This window comes from Streptomyces sp. NPDC055632 (genome assembly GCF_053618675.1).
This window is the reverse complement of record NZ_JBSHHY010000023.1, coordinates 60,175-80,286: the sequence shown is the minus strand read 5'-3', so window position 1 is coordinate 80,286 and position 20,112 is coordinate 60,175. Positions and strand designations below refer to the sequence as shown.

General features: G+C 75.2%; 17 protein-coding genes and 1 pseudogene. 16 read left to right on the top strand and 2 right to left on the bottom strand.

Translation table 11 applies throughout. From position 1 onward, the window contains the following. The first annotated feature begins 4 nt into the window (after positions 1-4). Positions 5-955, top strand: a complete 951-nt coding sequence (locus ACWGSR_RS26035; RefSeq protein WP_453569457.1) for a M48 family metalloprotease — start codon at positions 5-7, stop codon at positions 953-955. Between the two features lie 166 nt (positions 956-1,121). On the opposite strand, the gene ACWGSR_RS26030 is transcribed toward ACWGSR_RS26035, so the two are convergent. Together ACWGSR_RS26030 and ACWGSR_RS26025 are read right to left on the bottom strand one after the other, a co-directional pair. After that, positions 1,122-1,577: a tellurite resistance TerB family protein gene (locus tag ACWGSR_RS26030; protein WP_453569454.1), complete on the bottom strand. Its 456-nt coding sequence runs from the start codon at positions 1,575-1,577 to the stop codon at positions 1,122-1,124. A gap of 86 nt (positions 1,578-1,663) precedes the next feature. Then, positions 1,664-2,911: an SLC13 family permease gene (locus ACWGSR_RS26025; RefSeq protein WP_453569451.1), complete on the bottom strand. Its 1,248-nt coding sequence runs from the start codon at positions 2,909-2,911 to the stop codon at positions 1,664-1,666. Between the two features lie 251 nt (positions 2,912-3,162). Here ACWGSR_RS26025 and ACWGSR_RS26020 point away from each other — a divergent pair, with 251 nt between their 5' ends. The 15 genes and pseudogenes from ACWGSR_RS26020 (at position 3,163) to ACWGSR_RS25950 (ending at position 20,050) form a co-directional block, all read left to right on the top strand. Further along, positions 3,163-4,359 (top strand): NAD(P)/FAD-dependent oxidoreductase, encoded by a 1,197-nt coding sequence (locus tag ACWGSR_RS26020; RefSeq protein WP_453569448.1) that lies wholly within the window; start codon positions 3,163-3,165, stop codon positions 4,357-4,359. Further along, positions 4,356-4,676: a (2Fe-2S)-binding protein gene (locus ACWGSR_RS26015; RefSeq protein ID WP_366378229.1), complete on the top strand. Its 321-nt coding sequence runs from the start codon at positions 4,356-4,358 to the stop codon at positions 4,674-4,676. Before ACWGSR_RS26020 ends, ACWGSR_RS26015 begins: the two co-directional genes overlap by 4 nt. After that, entirely contained in the window at positions 4,657-6,243 is a 1,587-nt protein-coding gene (locus ACWGSR_RS26010) for an FAD/NAD(P)-dependent oxidoreductase (RefSeq protein ID WP_453569445.1), read from the top strand. The genes ACWGSR_RS26015 and ACWGSR_RS26010 overlap by 20 nt, the downstream gene beginning before the upstream one ends. Positions 6,244-6,331: 88 nt before the next feature. Next, positions 6,332-7,246 (top strand): dihydrodipicolinate synthase family protein, encoded by a 915-nt coding sequence (locus ACWGSR_RS26005; protein WP_453569441.1) that lies wholly within the window; start codon positions 6,332-6,334, stop codon positions 7,244-7,246. Positions 7,247-7,368: 122 nt separating this feature from the next. After that, entirely contained in the window at positions 7,369-8,373 is a 1,005-nt protein-coding gene (locus tag ACWGSR_RS26000; RefSeq protein ID WP_453569438.1) for a proline racemase family protein, read from the top strand. Between the two features lie 100 nt (positions 8,374-8,473). Beyond that, positions 8,474-9,160 (top strand): GntR family transcriptional regulator, encoded by a 687-nt coding sequence (locus ACWGSR_RS25995; RefSeq protein ID WP_376232064.1) that lies wholly within the window; start codon positions 8,474-8,476, stop codon positions 9,158-9,160. Between the two features lie 153 nt (positions 9,161-9,313). Then, positions 9,314-10,546: an aminotransferase-like domain-containing protein gene (locus ACWGSR_RS25990; RefSeq protein WP_453569435.1), complete on the top strand. Its 1,233-nt coding sequence runs from the start codon at positions 9,314-9,316 to the stop codon at positions 10,544-10,546. A gap of 159 nt (positions 10,547-10,705) precedes the next feature. Further along, on the top strand, positions 10,706-11,137 hold the full coding sequence (locus ACWGSR_RS25985) for a cell division protein SepF (RefSeq protein ID WP_376232067.1): 432 nt from the start codon (positions 10,706-10,708) through the stop codon (positions 11,135-11,137). A gap of 55 nt (positions 11,138-11,192) precedes the next feature. Continuing rightward, positions 11,193-12,650 carry an ATP-binding protein gene (locus ACWGSR_RS25980; protein ID WP_453569431.1) on the top strand — a complete coding sequence of 486 codons (1,458 nt, stop codon included), beginning with the start codon at positions 11,193-11,195 and terminating at the stop codon, positions 12,648-12,650. Between the two features lie 26 nt (positions 12,651-12,676). Beyond that, a pseudogene (locus ACWGSR_RS25975) lies at positions 12,677-13,009 on the top strand (nucleotide pyrophosphohydrolase); the annotation flags it as partial. Between the two features lie 304 nt (positions 13,010-13,313). Continuing rightward, positions 13,314-13,805 (top strand): DUF6099 family protein, encoded by a 492-nt coding sequence (locus ACWGSR_RS25970; RefSeq protein WP_376232170.1) that lies wholly within the window; start codon positions 13,314-13,316, stop codon positions 13,803-13,805. 135 nt (positions 13,806-13,940) lie between these two features. Continuing rightward, entirely contained in the window at positions 13,941-14,864 is a 924-nt protein-coding gene (locus tag ACWGSR_RS25965; protein ID WP_376232069.1) for an LLM class F420-dependent oxidoreductase, read from the top strand. A gap of 17 nt (positions 14,865-14,881) precedes the next feature. Beyond that, entirely contained in the window at positions 14,882-15,817 is a 936-nt protein-coding gene (gene mmuM / locus ACWGSR_RS25960) for a homocysteine S-methyltransferase (protein WP_453569428.1), read from the top strand. A 148-nt stretch (positions 15,818-15,965) separates the two neighbouring features. Beyond that, on the top strand, positions 15,966-17,447 hold the full coding sequence (locus ACWGSR_RS25955; protein WP_453569425.1) for a 3' terminal RNA ribose 2'-O-methyltransferase Hen1: 1,482 nt from the start codon (positions 15,966-15,968) through the stop codon (positions 17,445-17,447). Then, positions 17,444-20,050 carry a polynucleotide kinase-phosphatase gene (locus tag ACWGSR_RS25950; RefSeq protein ID WP_453569423.1) on the top strand — a complete coding sequence of 869 codons (2,607 nt, stop codon included), beginning with the start codon at positions 17,444-17,446 and terminating at the stop codon, positions 20,048-20,050. Before ACWGSR_RS25955 ends, ACWGSR_RS25950 begins: the two co-directional genes overlap by 4 nt. The last annotated feature ends 62 nt before the right edge of the window (positions 20,051-20,112 follow it).

The following is a 20,112-nucleotide window of genomic DNA, read 5'->3' as shown; positions in this document are numbered from 1 at the left end:
CGTCATGGGAGTCTTCGTCTTCCTTCCCCTGGTCCTTCCGCTCACCGCGTGGCCGGTCGCCCGCCTCGCCGAACAGCGGCTCCACCCCCGCACCGCGACCCGGCTGCTCGCCGCCGTCGCCGGTGTCTCCGCCGTGTGCAGCACGCTCTGCCTCGGGCTGCTCATGATCGTGGGCACCGCCCAACTGCCCGGCAACCCGCTCCCCGACAGCTGGTCGGACCCCGAGGTGCGGGCGGCCGTCCCGTACGACGAGATCGCGGGCCGGGCGGCCATCCCCGCGCTGCTCGCCGTCCTGGTCTCCTGCGCCGTCGCCGCGTGGCGGCAGGCGCGGGTGCGCCGCCGGACGGCGGGCGCGCTCGCCGGGCTGCCGCCGACGTCCGTCGCGGTGCTGCCGGACCGCACGCCGTACGCGTACGCGCTCCCCGGCGGTCGCGGTCGTGGGCACGGCCGAGGGCGGGTCGTGGTCAGCACCGGCATGCTCGCCGGGCTCGGGTCCGCCGAGCGCCGGGCCCTCTTCGCCCATGAGCGGGCCCATCTGAACGGGCGTCACCACCGGCACCTGCTCACGGTCCACCTGGCGGCCCGCGCCAACCCGTTCCTGCGCCCGCTGCGCACCGCCGTCGCGTACACCGCCGAGCGCTGGGCCGACGAGGAGGCGGCGGCCGAGGTCGGCAGCCGCCGCACCGTGGCCCGGGCGATCGGCAGGGCCGCGCTGCTCGCCCCGCGCGCGCCCGCCGCCACGCTCCCCGCCCTGGCGGCGGTGGGCCCGGTGCCCCGGCGGGTCGCCGCCCTGATGCGCCCGGCCCCGATGGGCCGCGCCTGGCCGCCGGTGTGCACGGCGGCCGGTCTGGCCGCCTGGGGCGCCGCCTTCGGCACGACGGTCTCGGCCCTGTCCTCGGCCAACTCGGCCGTCACGCTGTACTTCGTGCTGCACGCGGCCACGACGTCGGTGTAGCCGGTACGCCGGACGGCTGGTGCGGCTGGTGCGGCTGGTGCGGCTGGTGCGGCTGGTGTGGTCGGTGCGGCCGGTGTGCCGGACCCTCGGCTCCCGGCGTGCCGACCGTACCGAAACCGCCGGACGGGCCCCAGGGATTGCCCGGCGGATCAGGGCCGGACGGGCCCTAGAGGTCGAACTCGTGGGGCGGCAGGTCCAGGGTGAAGCACGCCTCGCGGACCACGGACTGTTCCGTCTTGTCGAAGTCGCCGTCGGCGCCGCCGATGACGATGCCGATCTGGACGACGGCGCGGGCCTCGGCGGGCTTCTTCTTCGCCTTGGCGATCTCCTGGAGGACGCCGACCCTGCCGAGGTCGAAGTCGGCGGTGAGCTTGTCCAGGTTCGCGTCGAAGCGGCGCTGGAGGTCGAGCGCGTCGAAGTTCCGCAGCACCTCGTTGGTCGCGATGAGCTGGGCGACCCGGCGGCGCTCGGAGGCGTCGATCGTGCCGTCGGCGGCGGCGACGAGGGCGCACATGGCCATGCTCACGTCCCGGAACGCGCCGCTCTTGAGGTCGTTCTTCTTCGCCACCAGCTGGGTCTGCATCGTCGATGCGGATTCCTTGATGCGGTCCCACAGGGCCATGAGCACTCCAGACGTCGATCGCTTACTTCTACGTGTGTGTAGAACTTAGCAGTGCCGCCGGGAGTTTCCGGGCCCGCGGATCCCGGTCACCCGCCCAGGACCAGGAGCGAGACCCACAGGGCCGCCGTCGAGGCGACGAGGGCGGCGGGGACGGTGAGCAGGCCGAGGCGGGTGAACTCCCCGAGGTCGACCGGATGGCGGTGGTGGTGGGCGATGCGGCGCCAGAGGAGGGTGGCGAGCGAGCCCGCGTACGTGAGGTTGGGGCCGATGTTCACGCCGATCAGGACGGCGAGCACCGCGCCGGGCCCGGAGCCGGCCGCCAGCGGGACCAGGGCCAGGGTCGCGGGCAGGTTGTTGATGAGGTTGGCGAGGACGGCGGCGAGCGCGGCGGCGCCGAGCAGGGCCGGCAGCGAGGTGCCGTCCGGCAGGAGGTGGGCCAGGACGGTCCCGAGGCCGTTGTCGACGACGGCGCGGACGACGACGCCCAGGGCCAGGACGAACGCGAGGAAGGGCAGCGAGGCCGAGCGGACGAGCGCGCGCGGGGTGGTGCGGCGGCGCGCCAGGGCCCGTACGGCGAGGACGGCGGCGCCCGCCGCGGCCGCCCAGGCCGGGTCCACCCCGACGGCCGAGGCGACGGCGAAGCCGACGAGGGTCGCGGCCACGGTGACCAGGGCGAAGAGCGGGAGCTCGATGGGCTCCGGCGACTCGGGGGCGTCGGCCGGTGCGGCGAGGTCGCGGGCGAAGAAGCGGCGGAAGACCGCGTACTCGACCGCGACGGCGGTGAGCCAGGGCAGCAGCATCAGGAGCGCGAACCGGGTGAAGCCGAGGCCGGTGGCCGTGAAGGCGAGCAGGTTGGTCAGGTTCGAGACGGGCAGGAGCAGCGAGGCCGTGTTCGACAGGTGGGCGCTCGCGTAGACGTGGGGTTTGGGGCGGGCCCCCATCCGGGCGGCCGTCGCGAAGACCACCGGGGTCAGCAGGACGACCGTCGCGTCCAGGCTCAGCACGGCGGTGATCAGCGAGGCGAGGCCGAAGACGGCGCCGAGCAGCCGCTGGGGCCGGCGGCGGGACCAGCGGGCCATCCAGGCGCCGCAGGCGTGGAAGAGGCCCTCGTCGTCGCAGAGCTTGGCGAGGACGAGGACGGCCGCGAGGAAGCCGATCACCGGCCCGAGCCGCTCGGCCTCCTCGCGTACGGCGTCGGGCGTGACCGCCCCCACCGCGAGGACGGCGCCGGCGGCGGGCAGCGCGAAGACCGCCTCGGGGAGGCGGAAGGGGCGGACGACGGCGCAGAGGAGCACCACGGCCAGGGCGAGCACGGACACGGACGAGACGAGCATGCGTCCGATCATCCGGGGTGGCGGAGGGCGCGACGGCCCCGGGTCCCGGCGGGTCCCGGCGGGCCTGCTCCCGCCGTGCTTTTTTCGGCCGGGTTCTCGCTCACCCCTTGTCAGTGCAATTTCACATTACTATTGTACCGATCGCGCCGCAGTCGTGAGCGAGGTCAACTCGGCGCGCGCACGAGCGAGATGACCGTGAGGCACCCCGCACCGCCCCGCCCGTCCCCGAGAGAATGCGACACACCGCCGCCGTGTCCAAGAGCCAGAGCCCGGACGCCGTGATCATCGGCGCGGGCGTCGTCGGAGCCGCCTGCGCGTACTTCGCCGGCCGCGCGGGACTCTCCGTCGCGGTCGTCGACCGGGGCCCGGTCGCGGGCGGCACCACCGGCGCCGGCGAGGGCAACCTCCTCGTCTCCGACAAGGAGCCCGGACCCGAACTCGACCTCGCCCTGCTCTCCGTGCGCCTCTGGCGCGACCTCTCCGCCCTGCTCCCGCCCGACATCGAGTACGAGGCCAAGGGCGGCCTCGTCGTGGCGCCCGACCCGACCGCCCTCAAGGCCCTGCGCGCCTTCGCGGAGGGGCAGCGGACGGCCGGCGTCGAGACCGCCGAGGTCCCCGGCGACGGGCTGCGCGCCCTCGAACCCCACCTCGCCGACGGCCTCGCGGGCGGCTTCCACTACCCGCAGGACTCCCAGGTCCAGCCCGCCCGCGCGGCGGCCCGCCTCCTCGCCGCCTCCGGCGCCGCCGTCCACCTCGGCGAGGAGGTCACCGGCATCCTCCGCACCCCCTCCGGGGCCGTGCGCGGAGTCCGCACCGCCCGCCGCGAACTCGCCGCCCCCGCCGTCGTCAACGCGGCCGGCACCTGGGGCGGCGCGGTCGCCGCCCTCGCCGGCACGGAGCTTCCGGTACGGCCCCGGCGCGGCTTCGTGCTCGTGACCGAACCCCTGCCCAGGGTCGTGCGCCACAAGGTGTACGCGGCCGACTACATCGCGGACGTGGCCAGCGGTTCGGCCACGCTCCAGTCCTCGGCCGTCGTCGAGGGCACCCCCGCCGGGCCCGTGCTCATCGGCGCCACCCGCGAGCGCGTCGGCTTCGACCGCTCCCTGTCCACCGAGGCCCTGCGCCGGCTCGCCGTCCAGGCCGCCGCGCTCTTCCCGGTCCTCGCCGACGTGCGGGTGCTGCGCGCCTACCACGGCTTCCGCCCCTACCTGCCGGACCACCTCCCGGCGATCGGACCCGACCCGCGCGTCCCGGGACTGCTGCACGCCTGCGGTCACGAGGGCGCGGGCATCGGCCTCGCCCCGGCCACGGGACTCCTGATCGCCGCCGCGCTCACGGGTGGCGCGGGGGAGGGGGCGGAGGAGGCGGAGGGCGTGGACCCGGGGCCCTTCCGGCCCGAACGGTTCGACCACACCTCCGGCCCCGGACGACGGGAGAGCATCCGATGAGACGACGCCGCACCCCGCGCGACCTGGTCGGCGGCCGGGCCGGGGCCGCCTTCACCGTCACGTTCGACGGGCGCCCGCTCACCGCGCTCGACGGCCAGTCCGTCGCCGCCGTCCTGTGGGGCGCGGGCATCCTGACCTGGCGCACCACGCGGAACGCCGGGGCGCCGCGCGGGGTCTTCTGCGGCATGGGCAGCTGCTTCGACTGCCTCGTCACGGTCAACGGACGCCCCAACCAGCGCGCCTGCCTCACCCCGGCCCGCCCCGGCGACGCCGTCACGACACAGGAGGGGACGGGCCGTGCCGAACTCACCGTCTGAGCCGTTCGATCCGTCTGAGTCGTCCGGGCCGTCCGGGTCGTCCGGGTCGCCGGGAGGGTCCGCGTCCGAGCCGCCCGCGCCGCCCGCGCCGTCCGAGCCGCCCGCGCCCTCGAACGGGCCCTCGGAGAAGGGATCGGGAGCGTCGTACGACTCCGACCTCGCCGTCGTCGGCGCCGGGCCCGCCGGGCTCGCCGCCGCCGTGGAGGCGGCCCGGCGCGGGCTCCGGGTGGTCCTCGTCGACGCGGGGGACCGGCCCGGGGGTCAGTACCACCGGCATCCCGCGCCCGGTCTCGGCGCGCTGCGGCCCGGGGCGCTCCACCACGACTGGCGGGAGTTCACCCGCCGGACGGCGGCCCTGGACGGCTTCGTCCGGGCGGGCCGGGTCGTCCACCTGCCCGGCCACCACGTCTGGGCGGTGGTGGCCGAGGGTGCGGGCCGGACGCTGCACGCCGTGGCCGCGGGCGACGAGAGCGCCGCGACCGTCCGGGCCCGCGCGGTGCTCCTGGCCACCGGCTCCCACGAGCGCCAACTGCCCTTCCCCGGCTGGACGCTGCCGGGCGTGGTGGGTGCCGGGGGAGCGCAGGCGATGCTCAAGGGCGGGCTCGTCCTGCCCGGCCGCCGGGTCGTCGTGGCCGGCAGCGGCCCCCTGCTCCTGGCGGTCGCCGGCTCCCTGGCGGCGGCGGGCGCCCGTGTCCCCGCAGTCGTCGAGGCCGGTGCGTACCTCGGCTACTCCGGCTTCGTCCCGGCGCTCCTCCGCAACCCCGCCAAGCTCGCCGAAGGGGCTTTGCACGGGAGCGCGTTGCTGCGGTACGGCACCAGGCTCCTCGCCCGTCACGCGGTCGTCGAGGCCCACGGCTCCGCGCGCGTCGAGGCGGTGACCGTGGCGCGGCTCGGCCCCGACTGGCGGCCCCTGCCGGGCACCGGCCGCCGGATCCCCTGCGACGCGCTCGCCGTCGGCCACGGCCTCGTACCGCAGCTCGAACTCGCCACGGCGCTCGGCTGCGCGACCCGCACGGCCGCCGACGGGACGGCCGCCCTCGTCCTCGACGCCGCACAGGCGACCTCGGTCTCCGGCGTCTGGGCCGCCGGGGAGGCGGGCGGCATCGGCGGCGCCCGGCTCGCGGTCGTCGAAGGGACGCTGGCGGCCCTCTCCGTCGCCCGCGCCCTCCTCGGCGGCCGGGGGCCGCAGCCCCGCGAGGCCGCGCTCCGGCGCCACCGCGACCGGCTGCGCGCCTTCGCGGAGGCGATGGGCGCCGTGCACCGGCCCGGGCCCGGCTGGACCGGGTGGCTGCGGCCGGACACCGAGGTCTGCCGCTGCGAGGAGGTGCCGGCGGCCCGCGTGACGGAGGCCGTCGACCTCCTGGGCGCGCGGGACGCCCGTACGGTCAAGCTGTTCACCCGGGCCGGCATGGGCTGGTGCCAGGGCCGCGTGTGCGGTCCCGCCGTGGCCGCCCTCGCCGGAACGGCCTCCGGGGACGGGGCGGCCCCGGACCGGCGCCCGCTCTCCTGCCCCGTACCGCTCCGGCACCTGGCGGAGCTCCCGGAGCGGGGCCGCACCGATAACTGATCGGCCGTCAGAACCGAACGTGTGCGGGCCTCTTGTGGCCCGTCCGTCCATCAGTAAAATGTCACACATCACACAAGGGAGTCCTTTCATGGTCCACGAGCAAGCACCCGTGCACCGCGACCGACCCTGGCGCGGGATCATGGTCGCCACCGCCCTCCCGCTGCGCGACGACGGCTCCGTCGACCACGACGCCTACGCGCGCCACGTGGCCCGGCTGATCGCCGAGGGCTGCGACGGGGTCGTCCCGAACGGCTCCCTCGGCGAGTACCAGACGCTCACCGACGACGAGCGCGCCCGCGTCGTGCGGACCGCCGTCGAAGCCGCCGGGGACGGCGCCCGCGTCATGCCGGGCGTCTCCGCGTACGGCGCCGCCGAGGCCCGCCGCTGGGCCGAGCAGGCCGCCGAGGCCGGCGCCGGCTCCGTCCTGCTCCTGCCGCCCAACGCCTACCGGGCCGACGAGGCCGCCGTGCGCGACCACTTCGCCTCCGTCGCCTCCGTCGGCCTGCCCGTCGTCGCCTACAACAACCCCCTCGACACCAAGGTCGACCTCACCCCCGGCCTCCTCGCCCGGCTGTACGCCGACGGCAGCGTCGTCGCCGTCAAGGAGTTCAGCGGGGACGTCCGCCGCGCCTACGAGATCGCCGAACTCGCCCCCGGCCTCGACCTGCTGGCCGGCGCCGACGACGTCCTCCTCGAACTCGTCCTCGCCGGCGCGGTCGGCTGGGTCGCCGGCTACCCCAACGCCCTCCCGCGCACCTGCGCGACCCTCTACCGGGCCGCCGTCGCCGGGGACCTCGACACCGCCCTCCCGCTCTACCGGTCCCTCCACCCGCTCTTCCGCTGGGACTCGAAGACCGAGTTCGTCCAGGCGATCAAGCTCTCCATGGACCTCGCCGGACACCACGGCGGCGTCTCCCGGCCGCCCCGGCTCCCGCTCGCCCCCGAGCAGGAGGCCGCCGTGCGGGCCGCCACGGAGAAGGTCCTCGCGGAGGGCCACGCGTAACCCCGCACACCCCCGGCCCCGAGGCCGCGTACACCCCCGGCCCCGAGGCCGCGTACACCCCCGGCCCCGAAGCCGCGTACACCCCCGGCCCCGAAGCCGCTTCCCACGACAGAAGGGGACCCATGCGCACCCGCCACGTCTACCACGCGGTGGACTCCCACACCGAAGGCATGCCCACCCGGGTGATCACCGGCGGCCTCGGGGTGATCCCCGGCGCCACGATGGCCGAGCGGCGGCTGCACTTCGCCGAGCACCTCGACCACGTCCGCACCCTCCTCATGTACGAGCCGCGCGGCCACGCGGCGATGAGCGGCGCGATCCTCCAGCCGCCCACCCGCCCCGACGCCGACTACGGCGTCCTCTACATCGAGGTCTCCGGCCTCCTCCCGATGTGCGGCCACGGCACCCTCGGGGTCGCCACCGTCCTCGTCGAGACGGGCATGGTGCCGGTCGTCGAACCGGTCACCACCGTCCGCCTCGACACCCCGGCGGGGCTCGTGAGCGTCGACGTGCGGGTGGAGGACGGCGCGGCGAAGGCGGTCACGCTCACCAACGTGCCCTCCTATTGCGTCGGCCTCGACCTCAAGGCGGACGTGCCCGGGTACGACACCGTCACCTACGACCTCGCCTACGGCGGCAACTTCTACGCCTTCGTCGACCTCGACTCCCTGGGGCTGCCCTTCGACCGCGCCCGCAAGGACGAACTCCTCGCCGCCGGACTCGCCGTCATGGCCGCGATCGAGGCCGGGCCCGACCGGCCCGTCCACCCGGAGAACCCCGCCATTGCCGGGGTCAAGCACGTCTACCTGGCCGCGCCCGGCTCCGACGCGACCCGCTCGCGCCACGCCATGGCCATCCATCCCGGCTGGTTCGACCGCTCCCCGTGCGGCACCGGCACCAGCGCCCGCATGGCCCAGCTGCACGCCCGGGGGCTGCTCGCCCCGGGCGCCGACTTCGTCAACGAGTCCTTCATCGGAACCGAGTTCACCGGCCGGATCGTCGGCGAGACCACCGTGGGCGGACTGCCCGCCGTCGTCCCGACCGTCACCGGCCGGGCCTGGATCACCGGCACGGCGCAGTACTTCCTCGACCCCGACGACCCGTTCCCCGCCGGCTTCCTCCTCTGAGACCGCCGGTTTCCCGCTCCGGGTCCGTGGGAGGCGGGCGGTCGGACGGCGAAACGTGACATTGTACGATGCTCCTCCGTGACTTCTCGGAGGACGCACGATGGGTGACCTGAAGCAGTACGGCCTCGTCAGAGCGCAGGAGAGGCTCCGCGACCAGGTCGCGCACGCCCTCCGCGCGGCCCTGATCGCCGGGGAACTGCGCCCCGGCCAGGTCTACTCGGCCCCCGGCCTCGCGGCCGACCTCGGCGTCTCCGCGACCCCGGTCCGCGAGGCCATGCTCGACCTGGCCCGGGAGGGCCTGGTCGAGCCCGTCCGCAACAAGGGCTTCCGCATCACCGAGGTCAGCGAGCGCGACCTCGACCAGTACACCGAACTGCGCACCCTCATCGAGGTCCCCACCGTCGGCCGGGTCACCAAGTCGGCCGCGCGGGAGCAGCTGGAGGAACTCCGCCCGGTCGCCGAGGAGATCGTCGCCCGCGCCCGCGAGCACGACCTCATCGGCTACCTGGAGGCGGACCGCCGCTTCCACCTCGCCCTGCTCGGCCTCTCCGGCAACGAGCGGCTCGTCGAGACCGTCGGGGAGCTGCGCAAGCGCTCCCGCCTCTACGGCCTGACGGGCCTGGACGAGGCCGGCCTGCTCGTCTCCTCCGCCGAGGAGCACGTCGAACTCCTCGACCTCATGATCGCCGGGGACGCGCGCGGCGCCGAGGCCTGCATGCGCCGCCACCTCGGCCACGTCCGCTCCCTGTGGGCCGAGGGCCGCGACGAGCCGGCGGGACGCCGGTAGGAAGCCTCCCGCCGGGAAGAGCCTCCCGCCGGGAAGCCTCCCGCGAAGGCTCCGGAGTCCCTCCGGAGACGGCCCCGGAGCACGCCAACTCGGCCTTTCCCGGCGGGAATCGCACGACCTGGACACCCTCCCGGGCATCTATATGCTGACACCATGCTTTCCGCCGCCGCCACGCCCGCGCACGCCGATTCCGCCTCCTCCGCCGCCTCCGCGCCCGTGCCGGCCGTCGCCTCCCGGCTGGCCGGTGTCGGTTCGTCGCCGGTACGGGACATCCTGGCGCTCACGGCGCGCCCCGAGATGATCTCCTTCGCGGGCGGGCTGCCCGCACCCGAGCTGTTCGACGTGGCCGGGATCCGGGCCGCGTACGACGGGGTCCTCACGGACCTCCCGCGGCAGGCGCTCCAGTACTCGACGACCGAGGGCGACCCGGAGCTGCGCGCCGCCGTCGCTGGCCGGCTCACCGCGCGCGGACTGCCCACGGACGCCGACGACCTGCTCGTCACCACCGGCTCGCAGCAGGCCCTCACGCTCCTCGCCACCGCCCTCCTCGAACCGGGCGGCGTGGTCCTCGTCGAGGACCCCTGCTACCTGGCCGCCCTCCAGACCTTCGCCTTCGCCGGGGCCCGCGTCGTCCCCGTGCCCACCGACGAGGAGGGCATCGTCCCGGAGGCGCTTGAGGAGATCGCGGCCCGCGAGAACCCGACCCTCCTCTACGTCGTCCCCACCTTCCAGAACCCCACGGGCCGCACCCTCCCCGCCGAGCGCCGCACCGCCGTCGCCGAGGCCGCGGCCCGCCACGGCTTCTGGATCGTCGAGGACGACCCGTACGGCGAACTGCGCTACGACGGCGAGCCCGTCCCCTGGATCGCCGCCGATCCCGCGGCGGCCGACCGCACCGTCCTGCTCGGCTCCTTCTCCAAGGTGATGGCCCCCGGCCTGCGGCTCGGACACCTGCGCGCCCCCGCCGGGCTCCGCCGCTCCTGCGTCATCGCCAAGCAGGCCGCCGACCTGCACACCTCGACCGTCGACCAGGCCGCGGCCGTGCGCTACCTGCGCGACAGCGACCTCGACGCGCACGTCGCGGTGATGCGCGCCGCCTACCGGGAGCGCAGGGACGCCATGCTCGACGGACTGCCGGCCGCGCTGCCCGAGGGCAGCCGGTGGAACAGGCCGGAGGGCGGCATGTTCGTCTGGGCGACCCTGCCCGAGGGGTACGACGCCACCGCGCTCCTGAGGACCGCCGTCGGGCACGAGGTGGCGTACGTGCCGGGGGCTCCGTTCTTCTGCGGAGAACCGGACCCGGGCGCCATGCGTCTGTCGTTCACGACGCACTCGGCCGAGGAGATCGGGGAAGGCCTCCGCAGGCTCGCCAAGAGCTTCGTCTGACACGGCGGACGGGGGACGGCGAACGGGGGCGGGCGACGGGGGCCCGGCACGGGGGCGGAGTGGGCCGACCGGGTGACCTTCCGGTCCGTCCGCCCGCCATGCCGTCATCACGTCGTGTCGTTGTTGGGCCGAACGGGTGAGGAGCGGGAGGATGGACCCATGAGTAGGTACGAGAGGTACGACGTCACCGACGAGCAGTGGGAGGGCCTCGCGCAGGTCGTGCCCCTGCGCGGCCGTGACGAATGGCCGTCCAGGGTCGACCACCGCACGATCCCCGAGCAGTACGAAACCGCCGAGCAGCGCCGCATGGTCGTGCTCCGCGTGCAGGTCTTCGCCGACGCCCGCGAGGTCGCCGAGTACCTCGTCGCCCAGATCCCGGTGCTCCTCGACCTGACCGGCGCCGACACCGAAGTCGCCAAGCGGATCCTCGACTTCAGCAGCGGCGTCGTCTTCGGGCTCGGCAGCGGGATGCACCGCGTCGACCGCAACGTCTTCCTCCTCGCCCCGGCGGGCACGGAGGTCGAGGGTGCGGAGGGCGCGGACGAGGAGGAGGCCGTGGGCGGCCGGGCCGCCGGCGTCCCCCGATCGTAGGAAGGTCCGCTCGACGTAACGGTTCGCCGGGGAAAGGCCTGCGTACGGTCCGGACATGGACCTCACCGGCGGCTCCGCGCTCGCCCGCACGTCGAAGAACCACCCCTCCGACCCCGCTTCCGCTCCCGTTCCTGATCCCGCTTCCGCTTCCGTCCCGGGCTCCGCCTCCGTACCCGGCGCCGCTTCCCCCTCCGACGCCGCTCCCCCTGCCGGACCGCGTGTCCCGGAGGCCCGTACTCCCGCCGCGTACGCCCCTGCTCCGGGGACGGGCGTCCCCTCCCGGACGGCCGCCCCCTCCGGTGCGGGCACCTCCCCTCCGCGCGCCTCCCGGCCCCGCGCCTCCGTCCCCGAGGCACGGGGCCCGGTCGTGCCGGAGGCGCGGGAGGAGCGGCCCGACGCCCGGCCCACCGTCACCGAGCTGCGCCTCTCCGCGTTCGCCGGCCACCGCTCCGCCGCGCACGCGCTCGGCCCCGTGACCCTCTTCGCCGGGCCCAGCGGCAGCGGCAAGACCACCACCCTGCGGGCGTACGAGGCACTGGCCCGGCTCTGCGCGGGCGACCCGCTCGACGAGGTGTTCCCGGACGCCGCCGACCTCGTCCCCGAGCGCGCCCGGCCCGACGCCCAGGGCAGGCGCGGATTCCGCATCGGCTGCACCGTCGACGGGCCGTGCGGCCCCGTCCTCCTGGACCTCGCCGTGCAGGCCGAGCCCCGGCTCCGGATCGTCGGCGAACGGCTCACCGCCCGGGGCCGCACCCTGCTCGCCACCGCCCTGCGCGATCCCGGCCGCAGCACCGTCCAGGCCGAGTGGCACACGGCGGGCACCACCCCCGTGACCAGGGCCCCGCTCCCCGACGACCTCCTCGGCACGGCCCTGCTGCCGCTGCGGGTCGCCGGCCGGACCCCCGGACAGCTGGAGGTCCTGGCCGCCGCCGAACAGGTGGTCGTCGGACTGCGGTCCGCCTTCGCCTGCGACCCCCGGCCCGAGCGGATGCGGGCCCCCGTGCCGCCCGGCGAGGGACGGCTGCGGCGCGACTGCGCCAACCTCGCCGAGGTCCTGCACCGCACCCACAACGACTGCCCGCGCCGCCACCACCGCCTCGCGACCGTGGCGGGAGCCGGCTGCGCGGGGACCGTCACGGGGCTCGGGGTGCGGGAGCTCCGCGAGGGCACCGTCCGGGCGGTGCTCGAACGGGGCGGTCGGCCCGAGACCCCGCTCGGCCGCCTCGGCGACGGGGAACTGCGCTACCTGGCGCTCGCGCTCACCCTGCTCACGGGGCCGGGGGTCCTGGAGATGGACCGCATCGCCGAGGTGCCCGACGCCATGCAGAGCCTGACGCTGCTCGCCGACGGCCTCGACCGGGGCCTCGACCGGCGCCAGTCGGGCGAACTGCTCCGCCTCGCCGTGGAGATCGCCGGGGACGGGCACATCCGGCTGGCGGGCGCGGTGGGCGACCGGACGGCGGCGGAGGCGCGCCGGACGCCCGGGGTGACGGTGGTAGACCTGAGCGCGTGACGTACGAAGACGCGACGGACAACAGCGTGGTGGGGCTCCGGCGCAGGCTGGTCGAGTTCGCGGCCGCCCGCGACTGGCAGCCCTACCACACGCCCAAGAACCTGGCGGCGGCCCTCAGCGTGGAGGCGGCCGAACTCCTGGAGATCTTCCAGTGGTTGACCCCCGAGCAGGCCGAGCGGGTCATGGAGGACCCGGAGTCGGCCCACCGGGTCGCCGACGAGGTGGCGGACGTGCTCGCCTACCTCCTCCAGTTCTGCGAGGCGCTCGGGATCGATCCGCTGGCGGCGCTCGCGGCCAAGATCGACCGCAACGAGCTCCGGTTCCCCGCCGGGCGGCGGGGCGGGAAGGACGAGAGGCGGGACCGGGAGGGCGAGAGGCAGGACGGAGAGGGCGAGAGGCAGGACGGAGAGGGCGAGGAGCGGGACGGAGAGGGTGAGGGGCGTGGCGGAGAGGGCGAGAGGGAGGAGACGGGTGGGGAGCGGGGTGAGGAAGCGATGAGAGAGGGGCCGTGAGCGAAGATCGTCACTCTTCGGAGTGATCGACTTCTCCCCGTCAGGCCTCCTGTCCACAGATTTCCGAATTCCCCTGGTGTTTGGGCTCAGGCCGCCTCACTCTGGGTAATGACTGAGTGGGTGGCAAGTCGCAGGAACGGGGGCGGTGTTGATGGAAGCGGAGCGACTGATCGCGCTCGGCCGGCACGCGCTGGCGGAGAGCGGGACGGCGCAGGACATCGTGGCGGAGGCCTGGCAGGCCCAGGCCCTCGCCCAGGCGATGGGGAACAGGCTCGCGCTCTGCGGGCCGCAGGAGTTGCGCGGCGAGGCGCGGGGTCTGGGCGAGACCGGGGAGTATCCGGCGGTGTGGGGCGCCGGAGGGCCGCGCGCGGCCCGGCTGACCGAGGTCGCGGACCCCCACCGGGCGCTGACCGCGCTGGGGGAGCTGCTCGGCGAGGTGGGGATCGCGCTGGTGGGCGTGGCCTGCGCCACCGACGACGAGGGGCTCTACTGGCAGTGCATCGAGGCGATCGACGCCACCGACGAGTCGGGCGACCGGGTGCGCGGGATGTTACGGCGCCTCGCCGTCCGCGACGGAGAGCGCGCCCGCCCGCCCGACCCCGCCCGGGGCCGCGCGGCCCCACGACGGGAGCCGTCGTGCTGACGCCCCCGGCTCGACCGGCCTTCCGTCTCGGCCGGCCTCCCCGGGGTGCCGGACGCGGGTCCGACGGGTGCGGGTGCGGGTCCGGCGGGTGCCGGCCGGGAGGTTGACGCGCGGCCGACGGTGCAGGATGGAGGCATGGATCTCCGCATCTTCACCGAACCCCAGCAGGGGGCCGACTACGACACCCTCCTCACCGTGGCCCGCGCCACCGAGGAACTCAATTTCGATGCCTTTTTCCGCTCCGATCATTACCTCAGCATGGGGTCCGCCGACGGTCTGCCCGGCCCGACGGACGCCTGGATCACCCTGGCCGGACTGGCCCGGGAGACCAAGAGGATCCGTCTCGGCACGCTGATGACGGCCGGCACCTTCCGGCTCCCCGGAGTCCTCGCCATCCAGGTCGCCCAGGTCGACCGGATGTCCGGCGGCCGGGTCGAACTGGGCCTGGGAGCGGGCTGGTTCGAGGAGGAGCACAAGGCCTACGGCATCCCCTTCCCGAAGGAGAAGTTCGGCCGCCTCGAAGAGCAGCTCGCGATCGTCACCGGTCTGTGGGAGACCGAGGTCGGCAAGACGTTCACGCACGAGGGGGAGTTCTACCGGCTCACCGACTCCCCGGCGCTGCCCAAGCCCCTCCAGGAGAAGATCCCGGTCCTGATCGGCGGGCACGGCGCGACCCGCACCCCGCGGCTCGCCGCCCGTTACGCGGACGAGTTCAACATCCCCTTCGCCTCCCTGGAGGACAGCGAGAAGCAGTTCGGCCGGGTGCGGGCCGCCGCCGAGGCGATCGGCCGGCCGGCCGACGACCTGGTGTACTCCAACGCACTGGTCGTCTGCGTAGGCCGGGACGACGCCGAGGTGGCCCGCCGGGCCGCCGCCATCGGGCGGGACGTCGACGAGCTCAGGGCGAACGGCCTGGCCGGCTCGCCCGCCGAGGTCGTCGACAAGCTCGGACGGTACGCGGCCATCGGCTCCTCCCGGGTCTACCTCCAGGTCCTGGACCTGGACGACCTGGACCATCTGGAGCTGATCTCCGCCCAGGTCCAGTCGCAGCTGGGCTGAGCGGGAGGAGCGCTCCGATGCGACCGGCCCGTACGCTCGCCGAAGCCCTCCGGGCGGAGGTCCTCGTCCTCGACGGCGGACTCTCCAATCAGCTGGAGGCGCAGGGCTGCGACCTCTCGGACGCGCTCTGGTCCGCGCGGCTCCTCGCCGACGGACCCGAGCGGATCGAGGAGGCGCACACGGCGTACGTACGGGCCGGGGCACGGGTCCTCATCACCTCCGGATACCAGGCCACCTTCGAGGGCTTCGCCCGGCGGGGCCTGGGCCGGGAGGAGGCGGCGCGGCTGCTCGCCCGGAGCGTGGAGCTCGCGCGGTCGGCGGCGGACGCCGGGGAGCGGGAGGTCTGGGTCGCCGCGTCCGTCGGACCGTACGGCGCGATGCTGGCGGACGGCAGCGAGTACCGGGGCCGGTACGGGCTCTCCGTACGGGACCTGGAGGCGTTCCACCGGCCCAGGATCGAGGTGTTCGCGGCGGCCGGGCCCGACGTCCTCGCCCTGGAGACGGTGCCGGACGCGGAGGAGGCGGAGGCGCTGCTGCGGGCGGCCGAGGGGTGCGGGGTGCCCGTCTGGCTGTCGTACACGGTCGAGGGCGGGCGGACCCGGGCCGGACAGGACCTGGCGGAGGCGTTCGCGGTCGCCGCGGGGAACGACCGGGTGGTGGCGGTCGGGGTCAACTGCTGCGACCCGGCCGACGCGGGCCCCGCCGTGGAGACGGCCGTCGCCGTGACCGGGAAGCCGGCCGTGGTCTACCCCAACAGCGGGGAGCGCTGGGACGCCGGGGCGCGCGACTGGCGCGGCGGGTCCGCCTTCGATCCGGGGCGGGCCGCCGCCTGGACGCGCTCCGGGGCCCGGCTCGTCGGCGGCTGCTGCCGGGTCGGCCCGTCCGGGATCGCCGCCCTCGCCGAGGCCCTGGCCGCCGCCGACGGCACCGACGCCGCCGACGGCACCGGCTGAGCCGGGCGCCCTCCGCGCATCCGGTCCCGCGCATCCGGTCCCGCGCATCCGGTCCCGCGCATCCGGTCCCGCGCATCCGGTCCCGCGCATCCGGGGCGCGCGGAAAATGCCTGGTGGGACGGGGGAGGCCCGCACCATACTCGAAGACGTGTTCCTGACGATCAGTACGACCGGCAACCCGGAGCGACCCGCGACCGACCTCGGCTTCCTGCTGCACAAGCATCCCGAGCGGGCGCAGTCGTTCTCGACCTCCCACGGCACCGCGCACGTCTTCTACCCCGAGGCGGGCGCCGAGCGGTGCACGGCGGCGCTCCTCCTGGAGGTGGACCCCGTGGCGCTCGTGCGCCGCGGCAAGGGCAAGGGCCGGGGCGGCGCCCCGGACTCCGCGCTCGCGCAGTACGTGAACGACCGGCCCTACGCCGCGTCCTCGCTGCTCGCCGTCGCGCTCGCCAAGGTCTTCAAGACCGCGCTGCACGGCGACTGCAAGGCGATGCCCGAGCGGGCCGCCGCGCCGCTGCCGCTGCGGATCGAGGTCCCCGCGGTGCCCGCCCGGGGCGGCGCCGGGCTGGTGCGCGCGCTGTTCGACCCGCTGGGCTGGTCCGTCGTGGAGGCCGAACCGGTCGCGCTGGACGCCGAGTTCCCCGAGTGGGGCGACTCGCGGTACGTGCGGCTGGTCCTGGAGGGCGAGCTGCGGCTCGCGGACGCCCTCAACCACCTGTACGTCCTGCTGCCCGTACTCGACGACGCCAAGCACTACTGGGTCGCGCCCGACGAGGTCGACAAGCTGCTGCGCGCCGGTGACGGCTGGCTCGCCGGACACCCCGAGCGGAAGCTGATCACGGAGCGCTACCTCTCCCGCCGCCGGGGCCTGGCCCGGGAGGCGGCGGAGCGGCTCGAACTGGTCCGGCTCGCCGAGGCCGAGGGCCTGGACGTCGAGGACGTCGACAACGCCGTCGACGAGACCACCGACACCGAGGAGCGTCCGGTGCCGCTCGCCCAGCGGCGGCGGGACGCGATCCTGTCCGCGCTGGACGCGGCCGGGGCGGCGCGCGTGCTCGACCTGGGCTGTGGCCAGGGCCAGTTGGTGCAGGCCCTGCTCAAGAGCCCGCGCTTCACCGAGGTCGTCGGCGTCGACGTGTCCGTCCGCGCCCTGACCGTCGCCGCGCGCCGGCTGCGGCTCGACCGCATGGGGGAGCGGCAGGCCGCCCGCGTGAAACTGGTGCAGGGCTCCCTCGCGTACACCGACAAGCGCCTGTCCGGCTACGACGCGGCCGTGCTCAGCGAGGTCATCGAGCACCTGGACCTGCCGAGGCTGCCGGCCCTGGAGTACGCGGTGTTCGGCTCGGCCCGGCCCCGTACGGTCCTCGTGACCACGCCGAACGTCGAGTACAACGTGCGCTGGGAGACCCTGCCCGCCGGGCGGGTCCGGCACAGCGACCACCGCTTCGAGTGGACCCGCGAGGAGTTCCGGAGCTGGGCGTCCGGAGTGGCGGGGGAGTACGGGTACGAGGTCGGGTTCACCCCCGTCGGCCCCGACGACCCCGAGGTCGGACCGCCGACGCAGATGGCCGTCTTCACCCGTACCAGCACCGGGAACGACGAGAAGAACGAGAAGGAGGGGCAGGCATGACCGCCACCAGGGACAGCACGGACACCACGGACACCACGGACGGCACGGACACCACGGACGGCACGCCCACCACCGCGCGCCGGGTCCTGTCCGTCACCGACCTCTCCCTCGTCGTGCTCGTCGGCGCCACCGGCTCCGGCAAGTCCACCTTCGCCCGGCGCCACTTCAAGCCGACCGAGGTCCTCTCCTCCGACTTCTGCCGGGGGCTCGTCGCCGACGACGAGAACGACCAGTCCGCCAGCCGCGACGCCTTCGACGTCCTCCACCACATCGCCGGCAAGCGCCTGGCCGCCGGACGGCTCACGGTCGTGGACGCCACCAACGTGCAGCAGGAGGCCCGGCGGCAGCTCGTGCAGCTGGCCAGGGCGCACGACGTGCTGCCGGTCGCGATCGTCCTCGACCTGCCCGAGCAGGTGTGCCGCGAACGGAACGCGGCCCGCCCCGACCGGGCCGACATGCCCGCGCACGTCATCCAGCGCCACCGCCGCGAGCTGCGGCGCTCGCTGCGCGGTCTGGAGCGCGAGGGCTTCCGCAAGGTGCACGTACTGCGCTCCGTCGAGGAGGTCGAGGCCGCCGAGGTCGTCCTGGAGCGCCGCTTCAACGACCTGCGCCACCTCACCGGCCCCTTCGACATCGTCGGCGACGTCCACGGCTGCCGCTCCGAGCTGGAGACCCTGCTCGGCAAGCTGGGCTACGTCGACGGCCACCACCCCGAGGGGCGCACGGCGGTCTTCGTCGGCGACCTCGTCGACCGGGGACCCGACTCCCCGGGCGTCCTGCGCCGCGTGATGTCCATGGTCGCCTCCGGCGACGCCCTGTGCGTCCCCGGCAACCACGAGAACAAGCTCGGCCGCTGGCTGAAGGGCCGCAAGGTCCAGCGGACCCACGGCCTCGCCGAGACCATCGAGCAGCTGGAGGGCGAGAGCGAGGAGTTCCGGGCCGAGGTGGAGAAGTTCATCGACGGGCTCGTCAGCCACTACGTCCTCGACGGCGGCGACCTCGTCGTCTGCCACGCCGGACTGCCGGAGAAGTACCACGGCCGCACCTCGGGGCGGGTGCGCTCGCACGCGCTGTACGGGGACACCACCGGCGAGACCGACGAGTTCGGGCTGCCGGTGCGCTACCCGTGGGCGGAGGAGTACCGGGGACGGGCCACCGTCGTCTACGGGCACACTCCCGTCCCGGACACCTCCTGGATCAACAACACCCTCTGCCTCGACACCGGGGCCGTCTTCGGCGGGAGGATGACCGCGCTGCGCTGGCCGGAGCGCGAGCTCGTCGACGTACCGGCCGAGCGGGTCTGGTACGAGCCGGCCCGGCCGCTCGCGACCGACGCGCCCGGCGGGCACCAGGGAAGGCCCCTGGACCTGGCCGACGTGCACGGGCGGCGGACCGTGGAGACCCGGCACCACGGCAACGTCGCCGTGCGCGAGGAGAACGCGGCGGCGGCCCTGGAGGTGATGAGCCGCTTCGCGGTCGACCCGCGCCTGCTCGCCTACCTGCCGCCGACGATGGCTCCGACCGCCACCTCGAAGGAGGAGGGCTACCTGGAACACCCGGCCGAGGCCTTCGCGCAGTACCGGGCCGACGGCGTCGAGCGGGTCGTGTGCGAGGAGAAGCACATGGGCTCCCGGGCCGTGGCGCTGGTCTGCCGGGACGCCGACGCGGCCCGCGAGCGCTTCGGCGCCGACGGGGTGACGGGCGCCCTGCACACGCGTACCGGACGTCCCTTCTTCGACGACCCCGCCGTCACCGAGGAGGTCCTCGGGCGGCTGCGGACCGCGATCGGCGCCGCCGGGCTCTGGGAGGAGCTCGACACGGACTGGCTGCTGCTCGACGGCGAGCTGATGCCGTGGTCGCTCAAGTCGGCCGGTCTGCTCCGCGCGCAGTACGCGGCGGTCGGCGCCGCCTCGGGCGCCGTGCTGCCCGGCGCGACCGGCGCCCTGCGGCGGGCGGTGGAGCGCGGGGTCGAGGGGCTCGACGGGCTGCTCGGCCGGCAGCGGGAGCGGGCGGTGGACGCGGAGGCCTTCACGGCCGCCTACCGCAGGTACTGCTGGCCGACCGAGGGCCTGGAGGGCGTGCGGTTCGCGCCCTTCCAGCTCCTGGCGGCACGCGGGCGCCCGCTCGCGGCCGTGCCGCACGACGAGCAGCTCGCACGGCTCGACCGGCTCGTGGAGCACGACCCCACCGGGCTGCTCCAGGTCACCCGCCGGCTCGTCGTCGACACGGGCGACGAGGCCTCGGTCCGCGCGGGCACCGACTGGTGGCTGGAGCTGACCGGCGCGGGCGGCGAGGGCATGGTCGTCAAGCCGCTGGCCGCGCTCGTCCGCGACACGAAGGGCCGGCTCGTCCAGCCGGGCGTGAAGGTCCGCGGCCGGGAGTACCTGCGGATCATCTACGGCCCCGAGTACACCCGCCCGGAGAACCTGGCGCGGCTGCGGCAGCGCTTCCTCGGCCACAAGCGGTCCCTCGCCCTGCGCGAGTACGCGCTCGGCCTGGAGGCGCTCGACCGGCTCGCGGACGGCGAACCGCTCTGGCGCGTCCACGAGGCCGTCTTCGCGGTCCTCGCCCTGGAGTCGGAGCCGGTGGACCCGAGGCTCTGAGCCGGAGCCCCACGGGTGCGCGGGGAGCACGGCCCCCGCGCACCCGCCCTGTGCCGAAACAC